Origin of the sequence: Paenibacillus sp. NRS-1782 (genome assembly GCF_050467685.1) — a bacterium.
Lineage (GTDB): Bacteria > Bacillota > Bacilli > Paenibacillales > Paenibacillaceae > Paenibacillus > Paenibacillus terrae_A.
On sequence record NZ_JBITPH010000045.1, the window covers coordinates 111,728 to 127,918 of the forward strand.

At 49.3% G+C, this 16,191-nt stretch carries 12 protein-coding genes and 2 pseudogenes; 10 read left to right on the forward strand and 4 right to left on the reverse strand.

Annotated features, from left to right (window positions below; genetic code table 11):
* Positions 1–86: 86 nt before the first annotated feature.
* The 3 genes from ACIFQM_RS18020 to ACIFQM_RS18030 all read right to left on the reverse strand — a co-directional run bounded on the left by ACIFQM_RS18020 (position 87) and on the right by ACIFQM_RS18030 (position 3,503).
* A complete protein-coding gene (locus ACIFQM_RS18020; RefSeq protein WP_430038914.1) occupies positions 87–1,772 on the reverse strand; it encodes a DUF4179 domain-containing protein in 1,686 nt (561 codons plus the stop codon).
* Positions 1,741–2,292: an RNA polymerase sigma factor gene (locus ACIFQM_RS18025; RefSeq protein WP_430065926.1), complete on the reverse strand. Its 552-nt coding sequence runs from the start codon at positions 2,290–2,292 to the stop codon at positions 1,741–1,743. The genes ACIFQM_RS18020 and ACIFQM_RS18025 overlap by 32 nt, the downstream gene beginning before the upstream one ends.
* Positions 2,293–2,495: 203 nt before the next feature.
* Positions 2,496–3,503: an acryloyl-CoA reductase gene (locus ACIFQM_RS18030; protein WP_430038911.1), complete on the reverse strand. Its 1,008-nt coding sequence runs from the start codon at positions 3,501–3,503 to the stop codon at positions 2,496–2,498.
* Positions 3,504–3,807: 304 nt separating this feature from the next.
* Between ACIFQM_RS18030 and ACIFQM_RS18035 the strand changes: the two genes are divergently transcribed.
* Both ACIFQM_RS18035 and ACIFQM_RS18040 read left to right on the forward strand, forming a co-directional pair.
* On the forward strand, positions 3,808–5,217 hold the full coding sequence (locus ACIFQM_RS18035) for an MATE family efflux transporter (protein WP_430038909.1): 1,410 nt from the start codon (positions 3,808–3,810) through the stop codon (positions 5,215–5,217).
* 314 nt (positions 5,218–5,531) lie between these two features.
* Positions 5,532–6,545 (forward strand): LacI family DNA-binding transcriptional regulator, encoded by a 1,014-nt coding sequence (locus tag ACIFQM_RS18040; RefSeq protein WP_044644316.1) that lies wholly within the window; start codon positions 5,532–5,534, stop codon positions 6,543–6,545.
* A 188-nt stretch (positions 6,546–6,733) separates the two neighbouring features.
* Here ACIFQM_RS18040 and ACIFQM_RS18045 read toward each other — a convergent pair whose 3' ends face one another.
* On the reverse strand, positions 6,734–7,690 hold the full coding sequence (locus ACIFQM_RS18045) for a sugar kinase (protein WP_283653739.1): 957 nt from the start codon (positions 7,688–7,690) through the stop codon (positions 6,734–6,736).
* A 341-nt stretch (positions 7,691–8,031) separates the two neighbouring features.
* Here ACIFQM_RS18045 and kduI point away from each other — a divergent pair, with 341 nt between their 5' ends.
* The 8 genes and pseudogenes from kduI (at position 8,032) to ACIFQM_RS18085 (ending at position 16,177) form a co-directional block, all read left to right on the forward strand.
* Entirely contained in the window at positions 8,032–8,862 is an 831-nt protein-coding gene (gene kduI, locus ACIFQM_RS18050; RefSeq protein ID WP_430038906.1) for a 5-dehydro-4-deoxy-D-glucuronate isomerase, read from the forward strand.
* Between the two features lie 76 nt (positions 8,863–8,938).
* Positions 8,939–9,583 (forward strand): bifunctional 2-keto-4-hydroxyglutarate aldolase/2-keto-3-deoxy-6-phosphogluconate aldolase, encoded by a 645-nt coding sequence (locus ACIFQM_RS18055; RefSeq protein WP_430038904.1) that lies wholly within the window; start codon positions 8,939–8,941, stop codon positions 9,581–9,583.
* 50 nt (positions 9,584–9,633) lie between these two features.
* Positions 9,634–10,410, forward strand: coding sequence for a 2-dehydro-3-deoxy-D-gluconate 5-dehydrogenase KduD (gene kduD, locus ACIFQM_RS18060; RefSeq protein ID WP_430038902.1), 777 nt, complete (start codon positions 9,634–9,636; stop codon positions 10,408–10,410).
* A 215-nt stretch (positions 10,411–10,625) separates the two neighbouring features.
* Positions 10,626–11,864, forward strand: coding sequence for a CynX/NimT family MFS transporter (locus tag ACIFQM_RS18065; protein WP_430038900.1), 1,239 nt, complete (start codon positions 10,626–10,628; stop codon positions 11,862–11,864).
* A pseudogene (locus ACIFQM_RS18070) lies at positions 11,845–12,997 on the forward strand (winged helix-turn-helix domain-containing protein). Before ACIFQM_RS18065 ends, ACIFQM_RS18070 begins: the two are co-directional and overlap by 20 nt.
* Positions 12,998–13,088: 91 nt before the next feature.
* On the forward strand, positions 13,089–14,453 hold the full coding sequence (locus tag ACIFQM_RS18075) for an MFS transporter (protein WP_430046895.1): 1,365 nt from the start codon (positions 13,089–13,091) through the stop codon (positions 14,451–14,453).
* Between the two features lie 31 nt (positions 14,454–14,484).
* Positions 14,485–14,732, forward strand: a pseudogene (locus ACIFQM_RS18080) (GNAT family N-acetyltransferase); the annotation flags it as partial.
* 269 nt (positions 14,733–15,001) lie between these two features.
* Positions 15,002–16,177 (forward strand): cation:proton antiporter, encoded by a 1,176-nt coding sequence (locus ACIFQM_RS18085; protein ID WP_430038896.1) that lies wholly within the window; start codon positions 15,002–15,004, stop codon positions 16,175–16,177.
* Positions 16,178–16,191 lie beyond the last annotated feature (14 nt).

The following is a 16,191-nucleotide window of genomic DNA, read 5'->3' on the forward strand; positions in this document are numbered from 1 at the left end:
CACATCGCAGCTTACTGGAAAAAATAAAGGTGTCCCATATACCGCAGCTCACACAGGTATATGGGACACCCTTTTTTATAGGATTACTATTTGGATGCTTCGCTTTGGGTCGTCAGAGGCTGTATGGGTACAGTAATCTCTGCTTCTGGTTCGTCCGTTGTATAGAAGAACATGTAGATAGAAGCCTCGGTTCCCTTGAAATTCTTATAGACATCAACCGCTTTGTTATTGCTGTCCCCTGTAAAATTAGCAGAGATCGGTTTGCCCAAAATCCGTTCTTTACCCAGGCCAATATGAGTCTGGTTGATCCCGCCAAAACGAGCGTCCTCGCTTTCAGTTTCTACGAACAAGTCCGCCCCTTGCTTGTAGTAGGTCCACTTCACAGGATAACCGCCGATTTGTGTAGTTAGCGTCTGTTTTTGTTCAGAAATATCCGTTAAACGCTGCGGCGTTTTGTCATCCGAATGGATCGTAACCTTATATTTACCCGTAAAAGTACTCGGTGTGTCCTTGGTAATCACAAGATCAGAGGGTCGTTCAAAACGGATGGTGGTCAGATCAGGAGTGCTACTGGGTGATGACCATTTGTTACCCTCTAACGTTTTACCGTTCACGGAAAGGAAGTATTTTTGATAAGGTATATCGGCGAATTTCTTCTTGCCTCTGATCGTGAGACGGATTTGCGTAGGTGTGACAACCATCTGTTCCATTGCGAAATTCGGATTTCCTTTCTCCAGCGGGATATTCAGTGCTGACTTGATTGTTCCGCTTTCCATCCGCTTTTTGCTTAATTGCAGTTCAAAATTCATCGGTTCGGCTATACTTTTCTCGGTTTTGGCATATTGCAGCTTGTAAGTAATTTGTCCTTCCGGTATATGTTCCCGCATAAAATATTGCTGTGCTGTATACTCCCCGTTATCTCCGGGTGTGCCAAAAGCCCCTCCAGGCTGCGCCATCACAGGCTCTCCGCCTTTGTAGGCAATGATTTGCGGATTATCCCATCTCTTGGGTATCGACGAATCGAAGGTAATCGCCGAGGACAGCATCAGTTTATCCTTCCCTTGTTCAAATGCTTGTACCTTTATGTCGTGCATTCCGTCACGATCCAGTGTGAAAGTTTGTATTTTGGGAGATGGGGTATCAAGCGGTAAATCCAACTCCTGTATGCTGTCAAGCTCTACATGTTCTACGGTCAGCCGCATGTTCTCTGTGTCCTGCTGCGGTGTCCAGTCACTTTCAAAGTACCCGTTGTACCGTTGATTTTTTGGGTCCCATTGCTGAAAGTTATACTCCCCTTCACTGTTTTTCCCCGTGGCGTTTTTAAGTGATATGCCTTTGACATTCCAAAACTCGTTGTCTGCCCGTTTTCCGACCTCCAGGCTGTACAGGATCACGGTCCGGTTCTCATCGACAATAGCTGTATGTAGCGTTAGCTTCACACCGTCTCTGGTCACAGACTGCTCCAGCGGTTGCCCAAGGTCTTGATTTAGAGCCGTCTGAATGCCGCTTCTTCCGTGTAGCAAATTGTCCCAATTATAATGGATGGCGGCATAGACGGGAACTGCAACCAGAAGTGCGCTCAGAGAAGCAGTTATCGTTATTTTACGCCAATTTTTGTGTCGGCGTGGAGTAACGGCTTCGGAATGGTCCGTCGTGGTAGGCGCAGTATACCCTGCCTGTTCCATACGGCTCCACATGTTCTCAAAATCGGGATAGGGAACTCCCGCATCATCATTTAGTTTATGCTTCAAGGTTTCTTCTATTTTGCTCATAGCTGTCTCCTTCCAACTCGGAAATCTGTACGCCTGCATCCCGCAGTATTCGCTCCATTAACCGAAGTCCTTTGTGCGTCCTTGATTTGACAGTCCCTAGTGGGATTTCCAACAGCTCGGATATTTCCCCTAAAGTAAAATCATGCATATAGCGAAGTGTCAGCACAGCGCGGATTTTGGCCGGAAGACGATTCATATAAACAGCCCATTCCTCTGCGGCTTCGCGCTCCTCCACCAGCCTGTCTACAGGCTTGCTTTCGATCCCGGCAAATAAATGAGGATTAGCTGACACCTTCATATGCAAGCTGTTCCGGCGTTTAAGGTAATTCAGACAATGGTTTACTGTAATTTTCATAATCCAGGCTTTTAGGTGTTCGATGTGTTCACGATTGCTGCGAAATAGGGTGATAAACACTTCTTGAGTTAAATCTTCTGCATCCGACGGGTCATGAACCATATAGTAGCAGGTTCGATATACATCCCGTTGATACCTATCAAACAACTCTCGATTGCTTTCCAATATTCGCTCTCCTTTCCTGTGCAGGTTATCTGTATAACAACTGCCGCTCCAAAAAGGTTCATTTGTTGTGAAAATTAAACGTCTGCGTCGATGTATTTCGCTTTTCTTCAAATGTACCATGTTTTATCGAACGCAAAAGAAGCCTGTAAATCTCAAAAACGGCAGATTTACAGACTTCTTATAGTTTTCAGACAAACTTCCGCTTAGTCAGCCACCCGCACGAGCGTTCTGCCCTGTGAGCGAGCCGCCAGGATGTCCTCCAGCGCGCTTGGCAGGTCAGCCAGCCCGATTTCGCGCTCGACGAGCTGTTCCAGCTGTTTCGGCTTCCAGTCGCTGCCGAGCCGCTTCCAGATCGCTACGCGGGTTTCATAAGGGCAGAAGACGGAGTCTATGCCCAGCAGGCTTACGCCGCGCAAAATAAACGGCAGCACCGTGGTAGGCAGCTTGGTGCCTGCCGTCAGGCCGCTCACGGCAACGGAGCCGTTGTAGGCGATCTGGCTGAGCAACGAAGCGAGCGGCTTGCCGCCTACGGGATCAATAGCCGCTTGCCAGAGCTGCTTGCTCAGCGGGCGGATGCTATCCGCGCCGTCGTAGACCTCATCGCGGGAGATCACCTCAGCTGCTCCAAGCGCCTTGAGGTAGTCGTGCGCCTCGGCTTTGCCGCTGCTGGCTACGACATGGTAGCCCCTCTTGTCCAGCAGGGCAATCGCGGCTCCGCCTACGCCCCCCGTTGCTCCGGTGACGAGCACCTTGCCCTGATCTGGCGTAACGCCGTTTTGCTCCAGCCGATGCAATGACAGGGCTGCGGTAAAGCCGGCTGTCCCATAAATCATGGCCTCTCTTGGTGTAAGTCCGTCCGGAAGCGGAACCACCCAGTCCGCAGGCACACGCGCATATTCGCTGAATCCCCCGAATTGAGACACACCGAATCCGTATCCGGTAACGAGAACGGCTTGTCCTTCGCTGAAACGGCTATCCTCCGAAGAGACGACAGTTCCCGAGCAATCTATGCCCGGCACGAACGGATAGGCTTTGACAATATTGCCATCCTTGCGGGCGGCAAGCCCGTCTTTATAATTGACGCTGGAATAAGCGACACGAATCAATACTTCTCCAGCAGGTAAACAGCCAGCTTCCAAAGAGCGTACCTCTGCTTGAACTTCACCGTCCTGCGTCTGATCGACGACAAGGGCCTGAAATGATTGAGTCATCTGTAAAAGCCTCCTTTATTGCAATATAAGCCTTTGATGGCCGAACATTTTTAGTATACTTCACAAATCGTGCGTTAGCAGTGTACAACCATCCGCGCAGCCTGTCAGCGGCAATGCTCACAGCCCCATATTCTATTATACCCTTCTGGATTTCAATAAAGTTCGATAATCAATTGTGAAGAAGGTGATAAATGAATTCTTACGCGTTTTGCAAATCATTTTACACAAACGGGATGTATTTTCAGAAAGACTGTGCTAACATACCCTTTGTTCGTTAAATAATTCTATGAAGTAAGGTGAATGAATGACAACCAGAGCACTAAAAAAAGGGTCGGTATTGTCCGAAGCCAAGGAACTGAATTTGTTCCATTTGACCTGGCCCATTTTCCTCGAATTGTTCCTGTTTATGCTAATGGGCAGCGTCGATACGTTCATGATCAGCTCTGTATCTGATAATGCGGTGTCGGGTGTAGGCGCGTCCAACCAAATTATTTCAATTGCTATCCTTGTACTGGAGGTTATCGGCAACGGCGCTGCTATCGTCGTAGCTCAATATATCGGTTCTAAAAAGCTTGTCGAAGCGGCCCAGGTTACGGGTACGGCCATTACCTTGAATTTGATGGTAGGTCTTTTGCTTAGCGTGATTTTTCTTGTGTTCGGTACTCATATGTTGCAATGGCTTAACGTCAAGGGAGATATTCTGGTTTATGCGGAATCCTATATGAGTATCGTCGGGGGTGCCATTTTCCTTCAGGCACTGATCAACGCGCTGGCGGCGACGATTCGTACACATGGTTTTACCAAGGAAACGATGTATGTATCCATGTTGATGAACGTGATTCACGTCATCGGTAACTATGTTTTGATTTTCGGACATTGGGGAATGCCTGCGCTCGGCGTAGAGGGGGCAGCTATTTCTACGGTAGGAAGCCGCTTTATTTGTCTCTTGATCTTCTTCTGGCTGATGTACCGCGTAACCGAGGTGCGGGTCGAGTGGAAATATTACGTCCAATTATCCAAAAAGTTTATCGCCAAAATTTTGCGTATTGGTGTACCATCCGCGCTGGAATCCATCATGTATCAGTCGTGTCAGCTCATTTTCACACTGTACGTGACCTATCTGGGCGCAGAAGCGATGGCAACCCGCCAATATGCCAATAACATTTCGAGCTATATTTACTTGTTCAGTATGGCGGTCGGCATGGGTACAGCCATCGTGGTCGGAAGGCTGGTCGGAGCCAGACAGAAGGATACCGCTTATAAACGTGTAATGAGTAGTGTAAAATGGGCGCTTCTAGTGACTGTGATTATTGATGTGATTATTATCTTTTTCCGCGTGCCCTTGCTCAGCCTGTTCACCGAAAACCCTGAGATTATTCGCTTGGGAGCGCAGGTGATTTTACTTAGCATTCTGTTGGAAACCGGTCGGACGACGAATATCGTTATTATTAACTCGTTGCGTGCTGCTGGAGATGCCAAGTTCCCGGTCTTTATAGGACTGATCTCCATGGTCTGCATGAGCTTGCCGCTCGGTTATCTGCTTGTGTTCAAGCTGGATATGGGACTCGCTGGTGTGTGGTTGGCGATTGCCGCAGATGAATGGACTCGTGCCTTCATTATGTATGCCCGCTGGAGAAGCCGTTTGTGGGAAAAGCATGCGTTGGTGGAGCACGATACACCAGATCAGCCAGCAGCCCCAGTTCCGGTACACTGATTCGAGGATCATTTATGATGATGTGGAGGCAGTTCAAGAGAGCATCTTGAACTGCCTCTTTTTGCTGCTCTGAGAGTAAATAGTAGTTGTATAAGCTGATCTAAAAAATGTACATGGAAAACGGAGTAGGCGGAATGGTGCTGTACAAGCGAAGCACCATCCGTCTGCGCAGTGGCACGATAGGTAACTTTTAAGTTCAGATTATATAATCATGGTATTCATAAATAGAAGTATGGTAAATTTACTAAAAAAAAGATATACTTTTGTTGCGCTAATGCAGTGCATGTTGTACATGAGGGACAAGGAGTGTATCCATGAAGAAACCGACGATTGAAGATGTTGCCCAGAAGGCGGGAGTGTCTAAAAGCACCGTCTCGCAATTTCTGAACAAACGATATAAATACATGAGCGACCAGACCAGAGACCGGATTGCCGAGGTCATTCGGGAATTAAATTATCAGCCCAACGGGCTGGCCCGCAGTTTAAAACAGAACCGGACGTTTATGGTGGGTGTCATTGTAGCCAACATAGATTATACGCTGTCGATCCAGTCGATTCGGGCTATTGAGGAGGAATTGCAGCGTTTTGGCATTCAGGTAATCATCTGTAACGCTGACGAAAACCCGGACAAGGAGAGCCAGTATATTGAGATGCTCAAGGCTCGTCAGGTGGACGGATTGATTATTTTTCCGACAGGCAAGCATGCGGATATTTACAACCAGCTCATTCGTGAAAAGTACCCGTTGGTGTTTTTGGATCGTCTGGTAGACGGTGTGAACACGCGCAGTCTGTTGCTGGATAACGAAATGGCGGTCAAGCTGGCGATTCAGGAGCTGGTGGCCCATAAGCATGAACGGATCGCGCTGATTACCCTGCCGCTGGGACTGAACCGGATTACTCCAAGGGTAGAGCGGTTGAGCGGGTACAAAAAGGCGCTGGAGGAGCGTGGCTTGCCCTTTCGGGAAGAGTACATGCGGAGTGTGTCGAAGGAGGATATCCAGCAGACGCTGGAGGAGCTATTTCAGTTGCCGGAGCCGCCGACTGCGCTGTTGGCCGGGAACGATATCGTGCTGGCAGAGGTACTGAAATATGTGAATGCCCGACGTAAACGCATTCCGGCCGAGCTGTCCATTATCGGAATTGACGATGCAGAGTTTGCCCATATTTACAATCCGCCGATTACGACCATTACGCAGCCGATTGCGGATATGGGAAAGCAGGCTGCAAAGACGCTGTTGTCCAGCATCGAGGAGGGCGGCGAATCGGTTCCGATCATTTACCGCTTTGTGCCTGATTTAAACCGGGGTGAATCTGTCAAAACGTTGTAGGTGAACTTCTAATATCACATCATACAAAATAACCCGTATTCCTGTCTGCGTTATAAGCCTGCATATACTTGCTCAGGCCGCGCATAAGTGAATACGGGTTATTTGAGTTATCTCTGAAGCTGCCTAACTCACCCTTGTTGAGCTTGTGGAACCAGCGATGAAGGAAAAGGCAGGGGTAAGAAACCTGCCTAATTCGTGCTGGCGCTGAGCAAAAAGGACTCCAGCTCGGATCGCGTAGGATAGCCGTCCATGTCTCCGGCTGACATGACAGCCAGTGCGCCGAGGGCGTTGCCGCGCTTGACCGCTTCAGCCAGGGGCAAGCCCTCCAGCAGTGCGCTGATGACGCCAGCGGCAAAGCCGTCGCCCGCCCCAACGGTATCGACGACATGCTCCACTCGGAAGCGTTTTACATATCCTTCTGCATCGGCGGATTTATAATACGCGCCTTCTGTCCCTAGCTTGATGATGACCAGCGAAGTACCACGGTCAAGGTAGAAGGAAGCGATATCCTCAGGTGAGGTGTAGCCTGTCAATATTTTACCTTCATGAATGCCTGGCAGAAGCCAGTCGCAGCCCTCAGATGCCTCGTTAATAGCCTCTACCATCGTTTGCGTATCAGGCCATAGCTTGGGTCTGAGGTTCGGATCGAAGGATACGGTTTTTCCTGCCTTTTTCATAAACTGCCGCGCATGTCGGGCGAAGTCACGACATTCGGGAGAAAGGGCGACAGAAATACCTGTAAAGTGCAGGTGGCGTGCCCCGGCAAAGTATGCCTCGTTAAAATCGGCGATGCTTAATGTGGAAGCGGCAGAGTGTCTGCGAAAATACTCGACCTCCGGATCTCCGCTGGTGACTTTGGATTTAATCAGCATCCCGGTAGAGTGGTCTTTGGTAAACATGACGTTCTGGGTGTCGATTCCCTCCTGACGCAGCGCCCCGGCAATGAATCTGCCGAATGCATCCTCGCCTAGTTTGGTCACGAGCCCCGCTCGTAGTCCCAAACGTGCCAAACCGGACGAAACATTCGTCTCCGCCCCGGCCAGCGCTTTGGTGAACGAACGCACCTCATCCAGAGAGCCTGCTTCATTGGCATAAAACATGGCCATCGGTTCTCCGAAGGTAACAGCATCCAATGTTGCGGTCATTCAAAATTCCTCCTTTGTTTAGTAAACTAAATCTGTAAGCGCATGCACTAACTGAATAAATTGAAATTATCACATAAATCGGTTTTTCACAATGAGGAAGTTAATATATTTGTTAAAAACTTTTTTGGATAAAGTAGATAAAAAAATATGGATTTGTTTATCAAACGGTAAAAAGAGTGTAAAAGTTCGTGCATATTAAGGGTTTTTCAAGGAATAGTGAAGAATTGGGTTGACACCCCCATAGATAATTATTACAATTCTAGCTAAGAAGTAGAGTTAGAAACCGCTTTTATAACAATCCCATTGATAAAAAAGTTTATCTAAACAGGAGGAATGTTTTTATGGAAATGCGTTATTCAACTCATCCCGAACATGCCAAGCATTTTACGACTGAAGAGCTGCGTCAGCACTATTTGATACAGGAGCTGTTTGTGCCTGAGGAAGTTAAGCTGGTTTATACGCATGAAGATCGTGTCATTATCGGGGGCATTTATCCCGTGAATAAATCCGTTGCGCTGGAAGGCAGCGATCAAATCAAGGCGGAAACCTTTTTGGAGCGCCGGGAACTGGGCATTTTTAATGTTGGCGGCAGCGGTACTGTAAAGGTAGACGGTGAAACGTACGAGTTGAACACGAAAGACTGTCTCTACGTAGGCAGAGGGGGCAAGGAGTTGATCTTTGAAAGCGATTCCAGCTCGAAACCTGCAAAATTTTACATTGTGTCGGCACTGGCTCATACCACGTATCCGACAGCGAAGCAGTCATTTGCCGATGTACCGTCTGAAAGTCTGGGCGCGCAGGAAACAGCCAACAACCGCACCTTGCGTCGCTTTATCCATGATGAAGGCATTCAGAGCTGTCAGCTGGTTATGGGGATGACGACACTGGAAAACGGCAGCGTATGGAACTCCATGCCGACACACGTTCATGACCGTCGTATGGAAGTGTATTTCTACTTTGAGCTGGATGAAAATTCCAGAATGTTCCACATGATGGGTGAGCCGAACGAGACGCGCCATCTGGTAATGAAGAATGATGAAGCGGTTATTTCGCCACCTTGGTCTATTCACTGTGGTGCGGCTACTGGCAGCTATACCTTCATTTGGGGCATGGCTGGCGAAAATAAAACGTACAAAGACATGGATCAGGTAGCCATGAGCGAGCTGCGTTAATCCGGCATATTGGAGCGGGGTACTTGCAAGCGGCTAATGGAACATAGCCATCCCATTCGTGGAAAGGATCATAAACATGACGAAAAAGAAAGTTTTGGAGCATATCACTTCGGTTGGGGTTGTCGCAGTCATTCGGGGAAACACAGCGGAGGAAGCGTACCAAATGTCCAAAGCCTGTATTGAAGGCGGTTTGGACAATATTGAGCTTACGTTTACCACGCCGGATGCGGATCAGGTGATTCGCAGATTGAGAGACGAATTTAAGGATCGGGCTGTTATTGGTGCGGGAACTGTACTGGAGCCGCTGACAGCGAGAATTGCTATTTTGGCTGGAGCAGAGTTCGTGGTGAGTCCTTCTTTTGAAGAAGAAACGGCGAAGCTGTGCAATTTATACGCGATTCCCTATATGCCCGGTTGCATGACGCTGAATGAAATTAAGGAAGCGATGAAGCTAGGCAGTGATATCGTGAAGTTGTTCCCTGGTAGTGCCATGGGTGCGGATTTTGTCAAGGCGATCAAAGGGCCAATGCCTCATGTGCAAATTATGCCAACGGGCGGCGTCGATCTGGATAACATGGAAACATGGCTGCGCAACGGAAGTGTCGCAGTGGGCATCGGGGGAAACCTGACAGCTCCGGCCAAGGATGGCCGCTACGATTTGATCACAGAGAACGCTGCGCGTTATGTAGCTAAATATAAGGAAGTTCGTGCAGCGTTGTAGGATTCATTAGAGGTATATATTTTAAATTAAATTATGATGGAGGCGTAAGTATGGGTCTGGATACTTTTTCATTGGATTTTTTCAGCCTAAAAGGTAAAACGGCAATTGTAACGGGTGGCAACAGCGGCTTGGGTCAGGGATATTCAGTAGCCTTGGCTAAAGCGGGCGCGGATCTGTTCATTGTAGCTAACAATGATGATTATGAAGAAACCAGACGTTTGCTGGAACCTACAGGTGTGAAGGTTGTCTTTCATCAGGCCGATCTGACGGAAAGAGAATCCATTACAAAGATTGTAGAAGAATGTGTCAAGGCATTCGGTAAAATTGATATTCTCGTAAACAACGCAGGTACGATTCGTCGTGCTCCTTTGCTGGAGTACAAAGATGAAGATTGGGACGCTGTCATGGAAATCAACCTGAATGCTGTCTATCATCTGAGTCAGGAAGTAGCAAAGGTGATGGTTGAGCAAAAAAGCGGGAAAATTATCAACGTCGCTTCCATGCTTGCTTTTCAGGGTGGAAAGTTCGTTCCGCCGTATACAGCAAGTAAGCACGCAGTGGCTGGCTTGACCAAGGCGTTTGCCAACGAGCTGGCGGTTCATAACGTTCAGATTAATGCGATTGCCCCTGGTTATATTGCTACGGCGAACACAGCTCCAATCCGTGCGGATGAGAGTCGCAATCAGGAAATCTTGTCGCGTATTCCTGCGGGACGCTGGGGAGATCCGTCCGATTTGATGGGGGTTGTTGTTTTCCTCGCAAGTCAGGGCTCCGACTATATGAACGGTCATATCTTGGCGGTGGATGGCGGCTGGCTGGTACGTTAAGCAGCACTGGATGCATCTAAGTCATGGACCGAAAGCTGCCTCAAAAGGAAAGCATCCTTTCGGGCAGCTTTTGTTTGTTTGGCTGTAGCTGTATCCGTCCTATGCATATGGCATAAATGCCACTATAATTTAATGAGATCAAAATTGCTCAGGCTCCAGCCGTACACTCGGTTGGAGCCTTTGAGCATAACACAGATAGATTGGAGAATGGAGAGATGAGTTCACAGCAACACCAACGAGCTTTGGTATACAAATCCTTGTGGCATGCCGGTCCTTGGGTGCTTGCCGCAGGGATCATTCTGGTAGGTGCCAATCTGCGCGCCTCGATTACCTCGGTAGGACCTCTTATCGGTTTGATTAAGGATTCTTTGCATATTTCGAATACACTGAGTGGCCTATTAACGACATTGCCGCTGCTGGCTTTTGCCCTGTTGTCGCCTTTTGTAGCCAAACTGTCGCGCCGCTTCGGGTCGCCTCTTATTATTTTTGCAGCCTTGCTGCTGTTGACCGCAGGTATTGTGGTGCGCTCAACGCTGGGGGTGACCGCATTATTTGCTGGGACAGCCATGCTGGGATTGGCTATTGCCGTGTGTAATGTTTTGCTGCCCAGTTTGATCAAAGAGGAGTTTCCTCGCAACAGCGGACTGATGACCGGCGTATATTCAGTATCCATGAATGTAGTCGCTGCAACAGCATCCGGTCTGAGTATACCGCTGGCTCTGAACGGAGGTCTGGGCTGGCGCGGTGCTTTGGGAATATGGGGGATTGTGGGTGTCGTAGGTATTTTACTCTGGGTGCCCCAGCTTCTTAAGGCGCGCAAAACGGCCAATAAAGCGGCAGTGTCTGCCCGAACCGTGAATGTGTATACATCGTCTTTGGCTTGGAAGGTGACACTGTTTATGGGGCTGCAATCTGCTCTGTTCTATGTTCCTGCCGCCTGGTTTCCCCAAATGATGGTTGGACAGGGAATGGATTCAGAGACTGCGGGATGGATGCTGTCCGTGCTGCAGTTTTCGCAAATGCCATTTACTTTTATTGTGCCTATTTGGGCAGCTCGGGTAAAGGATCAGCGGGTATTGGTTCTGATTATGGCTGCGCTGTATTTTATCGGTCTGGGTGGATTTCTGCTTGGGGCTACACAGTGGAGTGTGATTTGGGTGATTTGTATCGGTATAGCTGGTGGTTTTGCTTTCCCGTTGGTGATGATGTTCTTTAATTTGCGAACGCGGACACCGCAGCAGGCAGCAGAGCTGTCTGGTATGGCGCAATCCTTTGGTTATTTGCTAGCAGCGACAGGGCCGACGCTGTTCGGTTATTTACATGATGCAACACAAGGCTGGACCATTCCGCTGCTTCTACTCTTGTGTCTGAGCGTTTTGCTCATGTTTACAGGGCTGGGTGCAGCCAAGAAACGATATGTCGGAGGCGAGGTGGATGATCAGGCTGCAATTTGATACAGACGGTTATAGTGTAATCTGTAGTGCAGATCGTGTTATGTTGTTGGCTAAAGAGTTTGCGCTACTGCGCTTTCTATACGATAACCGGAATCAGGTGTTCACCCGGGAACAACTGCTGGATCGTGTGTGGCCGCTGGAATATCCGGTGGAGCGCACGGTGGATGATCATATCTACAGATTGCGTAAAAAGCTCAAGCCATGGAATGCTCTTCGTATTCATACGGTCCGGGGGTATGGCTACAGCTTGACCCTTACTGGCGTGCAACGACAGAATCATCCGTCCCTGCGCGATCAGGAGGTACAAGACGCTGTCCACGGACTGTTACGGAAATACCAATTGCTGGGACAGGGGAATTCCATCGTGGCGCTGGCTGCTCAGCAGGAGCAGATGGGGTTCGAACTGTCTCCTTTTTTATCAGATGTATACCCGGTTTGTGCAGGCCGATATATTGTGGTTTTTGGAACGGGAGGACTTTGCTCCTAAAGATCGACTGTACTGGATGTTACTGCTATATATAGGTACAGCAGGGGTAACGGATCAGAAGCTTGCTCTATGTGAGCGGGCGCTTTCCAGTGGATTACTATCCGCCGAGCAGGAGCGGGAATTGCGTATTCTCAACATCCTGGAGGCTTATGTGGAGAATGGACAACCTGAACGCGCACTGGAGAGACTTCCGCTGACTTTTGCAGTGATGGAGCGGGATGAGCTGGACAAATTCGTGATGCCTGTTGCGCTGATGGAGATGTACATGCATTTGACCGCCAACCGTATGGAGGAGGCTAGGGTACTATCCGTTCGATTGGAAGGGATGCTATCTGAGGCTCCGTATTTGCGGGAGCTGGGGCGTTATCGGATGATGCAGGGATTCATGCTATTGCTTACCGGGGGAGCGAACGAGGCCGAGCGGCTACTGGATGAGGGGCTGGATACGCTTGATATGGCTAAACAGGAGCTGCTTAAAATCAAGGCGGTCTGTCAAATCTGCGGTTTTTTGAAGCGTTATGGTGGCTTTCCTTCATTGGAAAAGAAATATACGGCTCAATATGAACGGCTTGATCGGGACAATGGCTTAACGTTACATGGTGCGACGCTGGGGCTTTGGTTGGAGCGAACCCTTTCTGCGATCTGATGTTTTTCGCTGTCTGACTTTCCTCTGATATAGGCCCGCTAGAATGTTCTTATTGCTACTAATGCAGAAAATGAGAGCAGGGTGAATAGAAATGAAGGAAAAGAAAGAATCAGAATCCACGCCTAGCATTTGGCGCAACGGCCGTTTTCGGCGGATGTTTGCGGCGCACATGGCTGCTTCCTTTGGCGATTGGTTTGATGCCATCGCTATTCAGGTGCTCGTCGCTTACCGCTGGGAAGCCGATCCCATGCTAATTGCGCTGATTCCGGTAGTGATGGCGCTACCGGGTCTGCTGCTAGGCTCTATCGCGGGCACGTTAGCCGACCGGGTGCATAAGGCCCGGCTGATGATGGGCTGCGATGCAGCTATTGCCTTGCTGACGCTGGCGATTCTCGCTGTTCCGGGCCCGGCGTGGCTGTTGCCTCTGCTGGGTTTGCGCGCGGCGGCTGGCGTATTCCAAATGCCCTCACAGCAAGGCTTGACCCGCACTGTAGTCGCCAGCGGCGACCTGTTCCAGGCGACCTCGCTGAATGGGCTGGTCAATCAGGCTTCCAAAGTGGCGGGGCCATTATTGGGCGCCATGACCTTGGCTGTGCTGTCGCCCCAAGCCTGCATTATCCTCAATGCGCTGCTGCGCCTATGCTCCGGCCTGGTGTTGTGGCCGCTACGCGGAATCGGCCCCGCCCTCGACAGCGTAGAGCAGCATGCGACTACTGCTGTGCTGCAAGGAAAGCCGGATTCGCCAAGCGAGGCTGAGGCTGATGAAGCCGAGCATCGGAAGGAACGCGTCGGCGCATCCCGTTTTTTCAGTCAATGGCGCGAGGGCTGGGCGTTCCTATGGCGCAGCCGAATGCTTTTGCATACGCTTGTGTTCGGACTTTTCGGCATGATCGCCATCCTTATGATTGACTATCAGTTCCCGACGCTGTTGCGTATGCTCGCTCCGGGTAACGAATCTCTACTCGGCTGGCTGGTTTCAGCCATAGGCGCTGGTGCCGTCGCTTGTATGCTTGTGCTTAATCGCTTGAATCGCATAAGCGCAGGCTGGGGGCTCGGTGGAGGTTATGTACTGGTTGGTGGAGCTATTGCTGCTTTAGGCTGGGCGCAACCGGGGACAGGATTACCCGTGCTGCTTATGATTGGGGCCATGCTGGGCGTGGGAAACGGCCTGTATATCATCACCCAGAATTACATATTGCAAGCCGGAACTCCAGCAGATATGGTGGGGCGCGTCTTCGGTATCCAAAGTACCGTGACCGGAGCGATCATGATCGTCTCACCGCTTATTGGGGGTGTCATGATTCGTATGGTCGGACCAGGCACTACCTTTGTCTGGATTGGAGTGACGATTGGGGCTTTGGGTTTAGTCGGACTCATGCTTCAATCCGTCATTTGGCGCGAGTCACCTGCTGATTTCAACAATTCTGCTGTGAAAAATGCCGACCCTGCACAGTAGGAGCTGGCTTCCGAATTTCGTGACGGAATATATCCGCATTGCCATTAATGAACAGGGGAATATGGGAAAAGGCTACGGAACCGAAGCGCTTGTGCTTATGCTTGATTATGGATTTGGTATCTGTAATCTGCATCGAATCGAGCGAAAAATAGGCTTTCAACGTGAAGGCGTGCAACGGGATGCTTTATTTTATAATCATCAATACCATGACTCGATTCCGATGAGTATGCTGTCCTCTGAGAACCGTGTGTCCTCTATGTAGAAAAAGCAAAAAACTGATTCAAAGCATTTACAGGGGTTTAATAAAAAGGTATAATAAAGACATATATGTGTGAACTAACGTAGGTTACTGAACAACAACATAAAATGAAAATGATTACTGGAGGAGCCTGTCACCAAGGCTCCTCTTTGTCTTTTTTAAGGGGATCTGTATTTACGGGTTCCTTTTTTGTTGTGTTCAGGGAACGTCAGACACATATTTTGCGCAAAGTTTTAGCATTTTATCAATATTAGATGTCTGAAATTTGATTAAGGGAGGTATATGAGCTATGCAATTTATATTGTATCTTTTGCTGATTCTGCTGTTTACTAAAGTGGCTGGTGATCTGTCGGTAAGGCTCGGTCAGCCTTCGGTGCTGGGGAAGCTGATTGCTGGTATTGTACTGGGTCCGGCGGTATTGGGATGGGTTCAGGACAATACACTTATTCATGATATGTCTGAAATCGGAGTGCTGCTGCTGATGTTCATTGCCGGGCTGGAGACGGACCTGGATCAGCTTCGCCGTAACTGGAAGCCTGCGGTAGCCGTAGCAGTCGGGGGAATTATTTTGCCGCTGCTTTGCGGTTTTGCAGTCGGAGAAGCCTTTGGATTTTCGGTGCATGAAGGATGGTTTCTTGGAGTTATCCTGAGCGCTACTTCCGTCAGCATTACGGTACAGGTGCTAAAGGATATGAACAAGCTTAACACCCGGGAAGGCTCGACGATTTTGGGCGCAGCGGTGCTGGATGATGTGCTTGTTGTGGTGCTGCTGGCAGTGCTGATGAGTATATTTGGGGTAGGAGGGGGAACCTCTCTGGGGCTTCTTGTCGGCAAAAAGCTTCTTTTCTTTGTCGTCGCTATATTCGGAGGTTGGTTTGTGGTTCCCTGGATTATGAAAATACTTTCTCCGCTCAAGGTGACAGAGGCCACCATTACCGCTGCTTTGATCGTTTGCTTCGGGTTTGCGTATTTTGCAGATATATTGGGTATGGCTGGCATTATCGGAGCCTTCGCTGCCGGGATTGCCATTTCGCAAACGAGCTTTAAGCATGTCGTGGAAGAAAAAGTGGAGCCTATTGCTTATTCCATCTTTGTCCCTGTGTTTTTTGTCAGCATTGGATTAAATGTTTCCTTCGAGGGAGTAGGGCAGCAGATCGGCTTTGTCGTTGCATTGACGCTGGTTGCAATGGTGACGAAGTTGATCGGTGGCGGGATCGGGGCGCGTCTGACCGGCTTTAATAACCGTTCTTCGCTCGCGATTGGCTCCGGTATGATATCTCGCGGCGAAGTCGCGCTCATTATCGCAGCTACTGGGCTGCAAACGGGTCTGCTGGCACAGCAATATTTTACATCCGTCATCATTGCTGTCATTTTGACAACTTTGGCTTCACCTCCGATTCTCAAGCTGTGCTTTAGCGATAAGAAATCTCCCGGCCATGAGCAGAAGAAGGAAGCCGAGGCCTGATAATATTGAGAGAA

What these genes read in the sequence shown, in the direction of transcription:
- ACIFQM_RS18020 (WP_430038914.1), bottom strand. Translation starts at nt 1,772, where the DNA reads ATGAGCAAAATAGAAGAAACCTTGAAGCATAAACTAAATGATGATGCG.
- ACIFQM_RS18030 (WP_430038911.1), bottom strand. Translation starts at nt 3,503, where the DNA reads ATGACTCAATCATTTCAGGCCCTTGTCGTCGATCAGACGCAGGACGGT.
- ACIFQM_RS18035 (WP_430038909.1), top strand. Translation starts at nt 3,808, where the DNA reads ATGACAACCAGAGCACTAAAAAAAGGGTCGGTATTGTCCGAAGCCAAG.
- ACIFQM_RS18040 (WP_044644316.1), top strand. Translation starts at nt 5,532, where the DNA reads ATGAAGAAACCGACGATTGAAGATGTTGCCCAGAAGGCGGGAGTGTCT.
- ACIFQM_RS18045 (WP_283653739.1), bottom strand. Translation starts at nt 7,690, where the DNA reads ATGACCGCAACATTGGATGCTGTTACCTTCGGAGAACCGATGGCCATG.
- kduI (WP_430038906.1), top strand. Translation starts at nt 8,032, where the DNA reads ATGGAAATGCGTTATTCAACTCATCCCGAACATGCCAAGCATTTTACG.
- ACIFQM_RS18055 (WP_430038904.1), top strand. Translation starts at nt 8,939, where the DNA reads ATGACGAAAAAGAAAGTTTTGGAGCATATCACTTCGGTTGGGGTTGTC.
- kduD (WP_430038902.1), top strand. Translation starts at nt 9,634, where the DNA reads ATGGGTCTGGATACTTTTTCATTGGATTTTTTCAGCCTAAAAGGTAAA.
- ACIFQM_RS18065 (WP_430038900.1), top strand. Translation starts at nt 10,626, where the DNA reads ATGAGTTCACAGCAACACCAACGAGCTTTGGTATACAAATCCTTGTGG.
- ACIFQM_RS18075 (WP_430046895.1), top strand. Translation starts at nt 13,089, where the DNA reads ATGAAGGAAAAGAAAGAATCAGAATCCACGCCTAGCATTTGGCGCAAC.
- ACIFQM_RS18085 (WP_430038896.1), top strand. Translation starts at nt 15,002, where the DNA reads ATGCAATTTATATTGTATCTTTTGCTGATTCTGCTGTTTACTAAAGTG.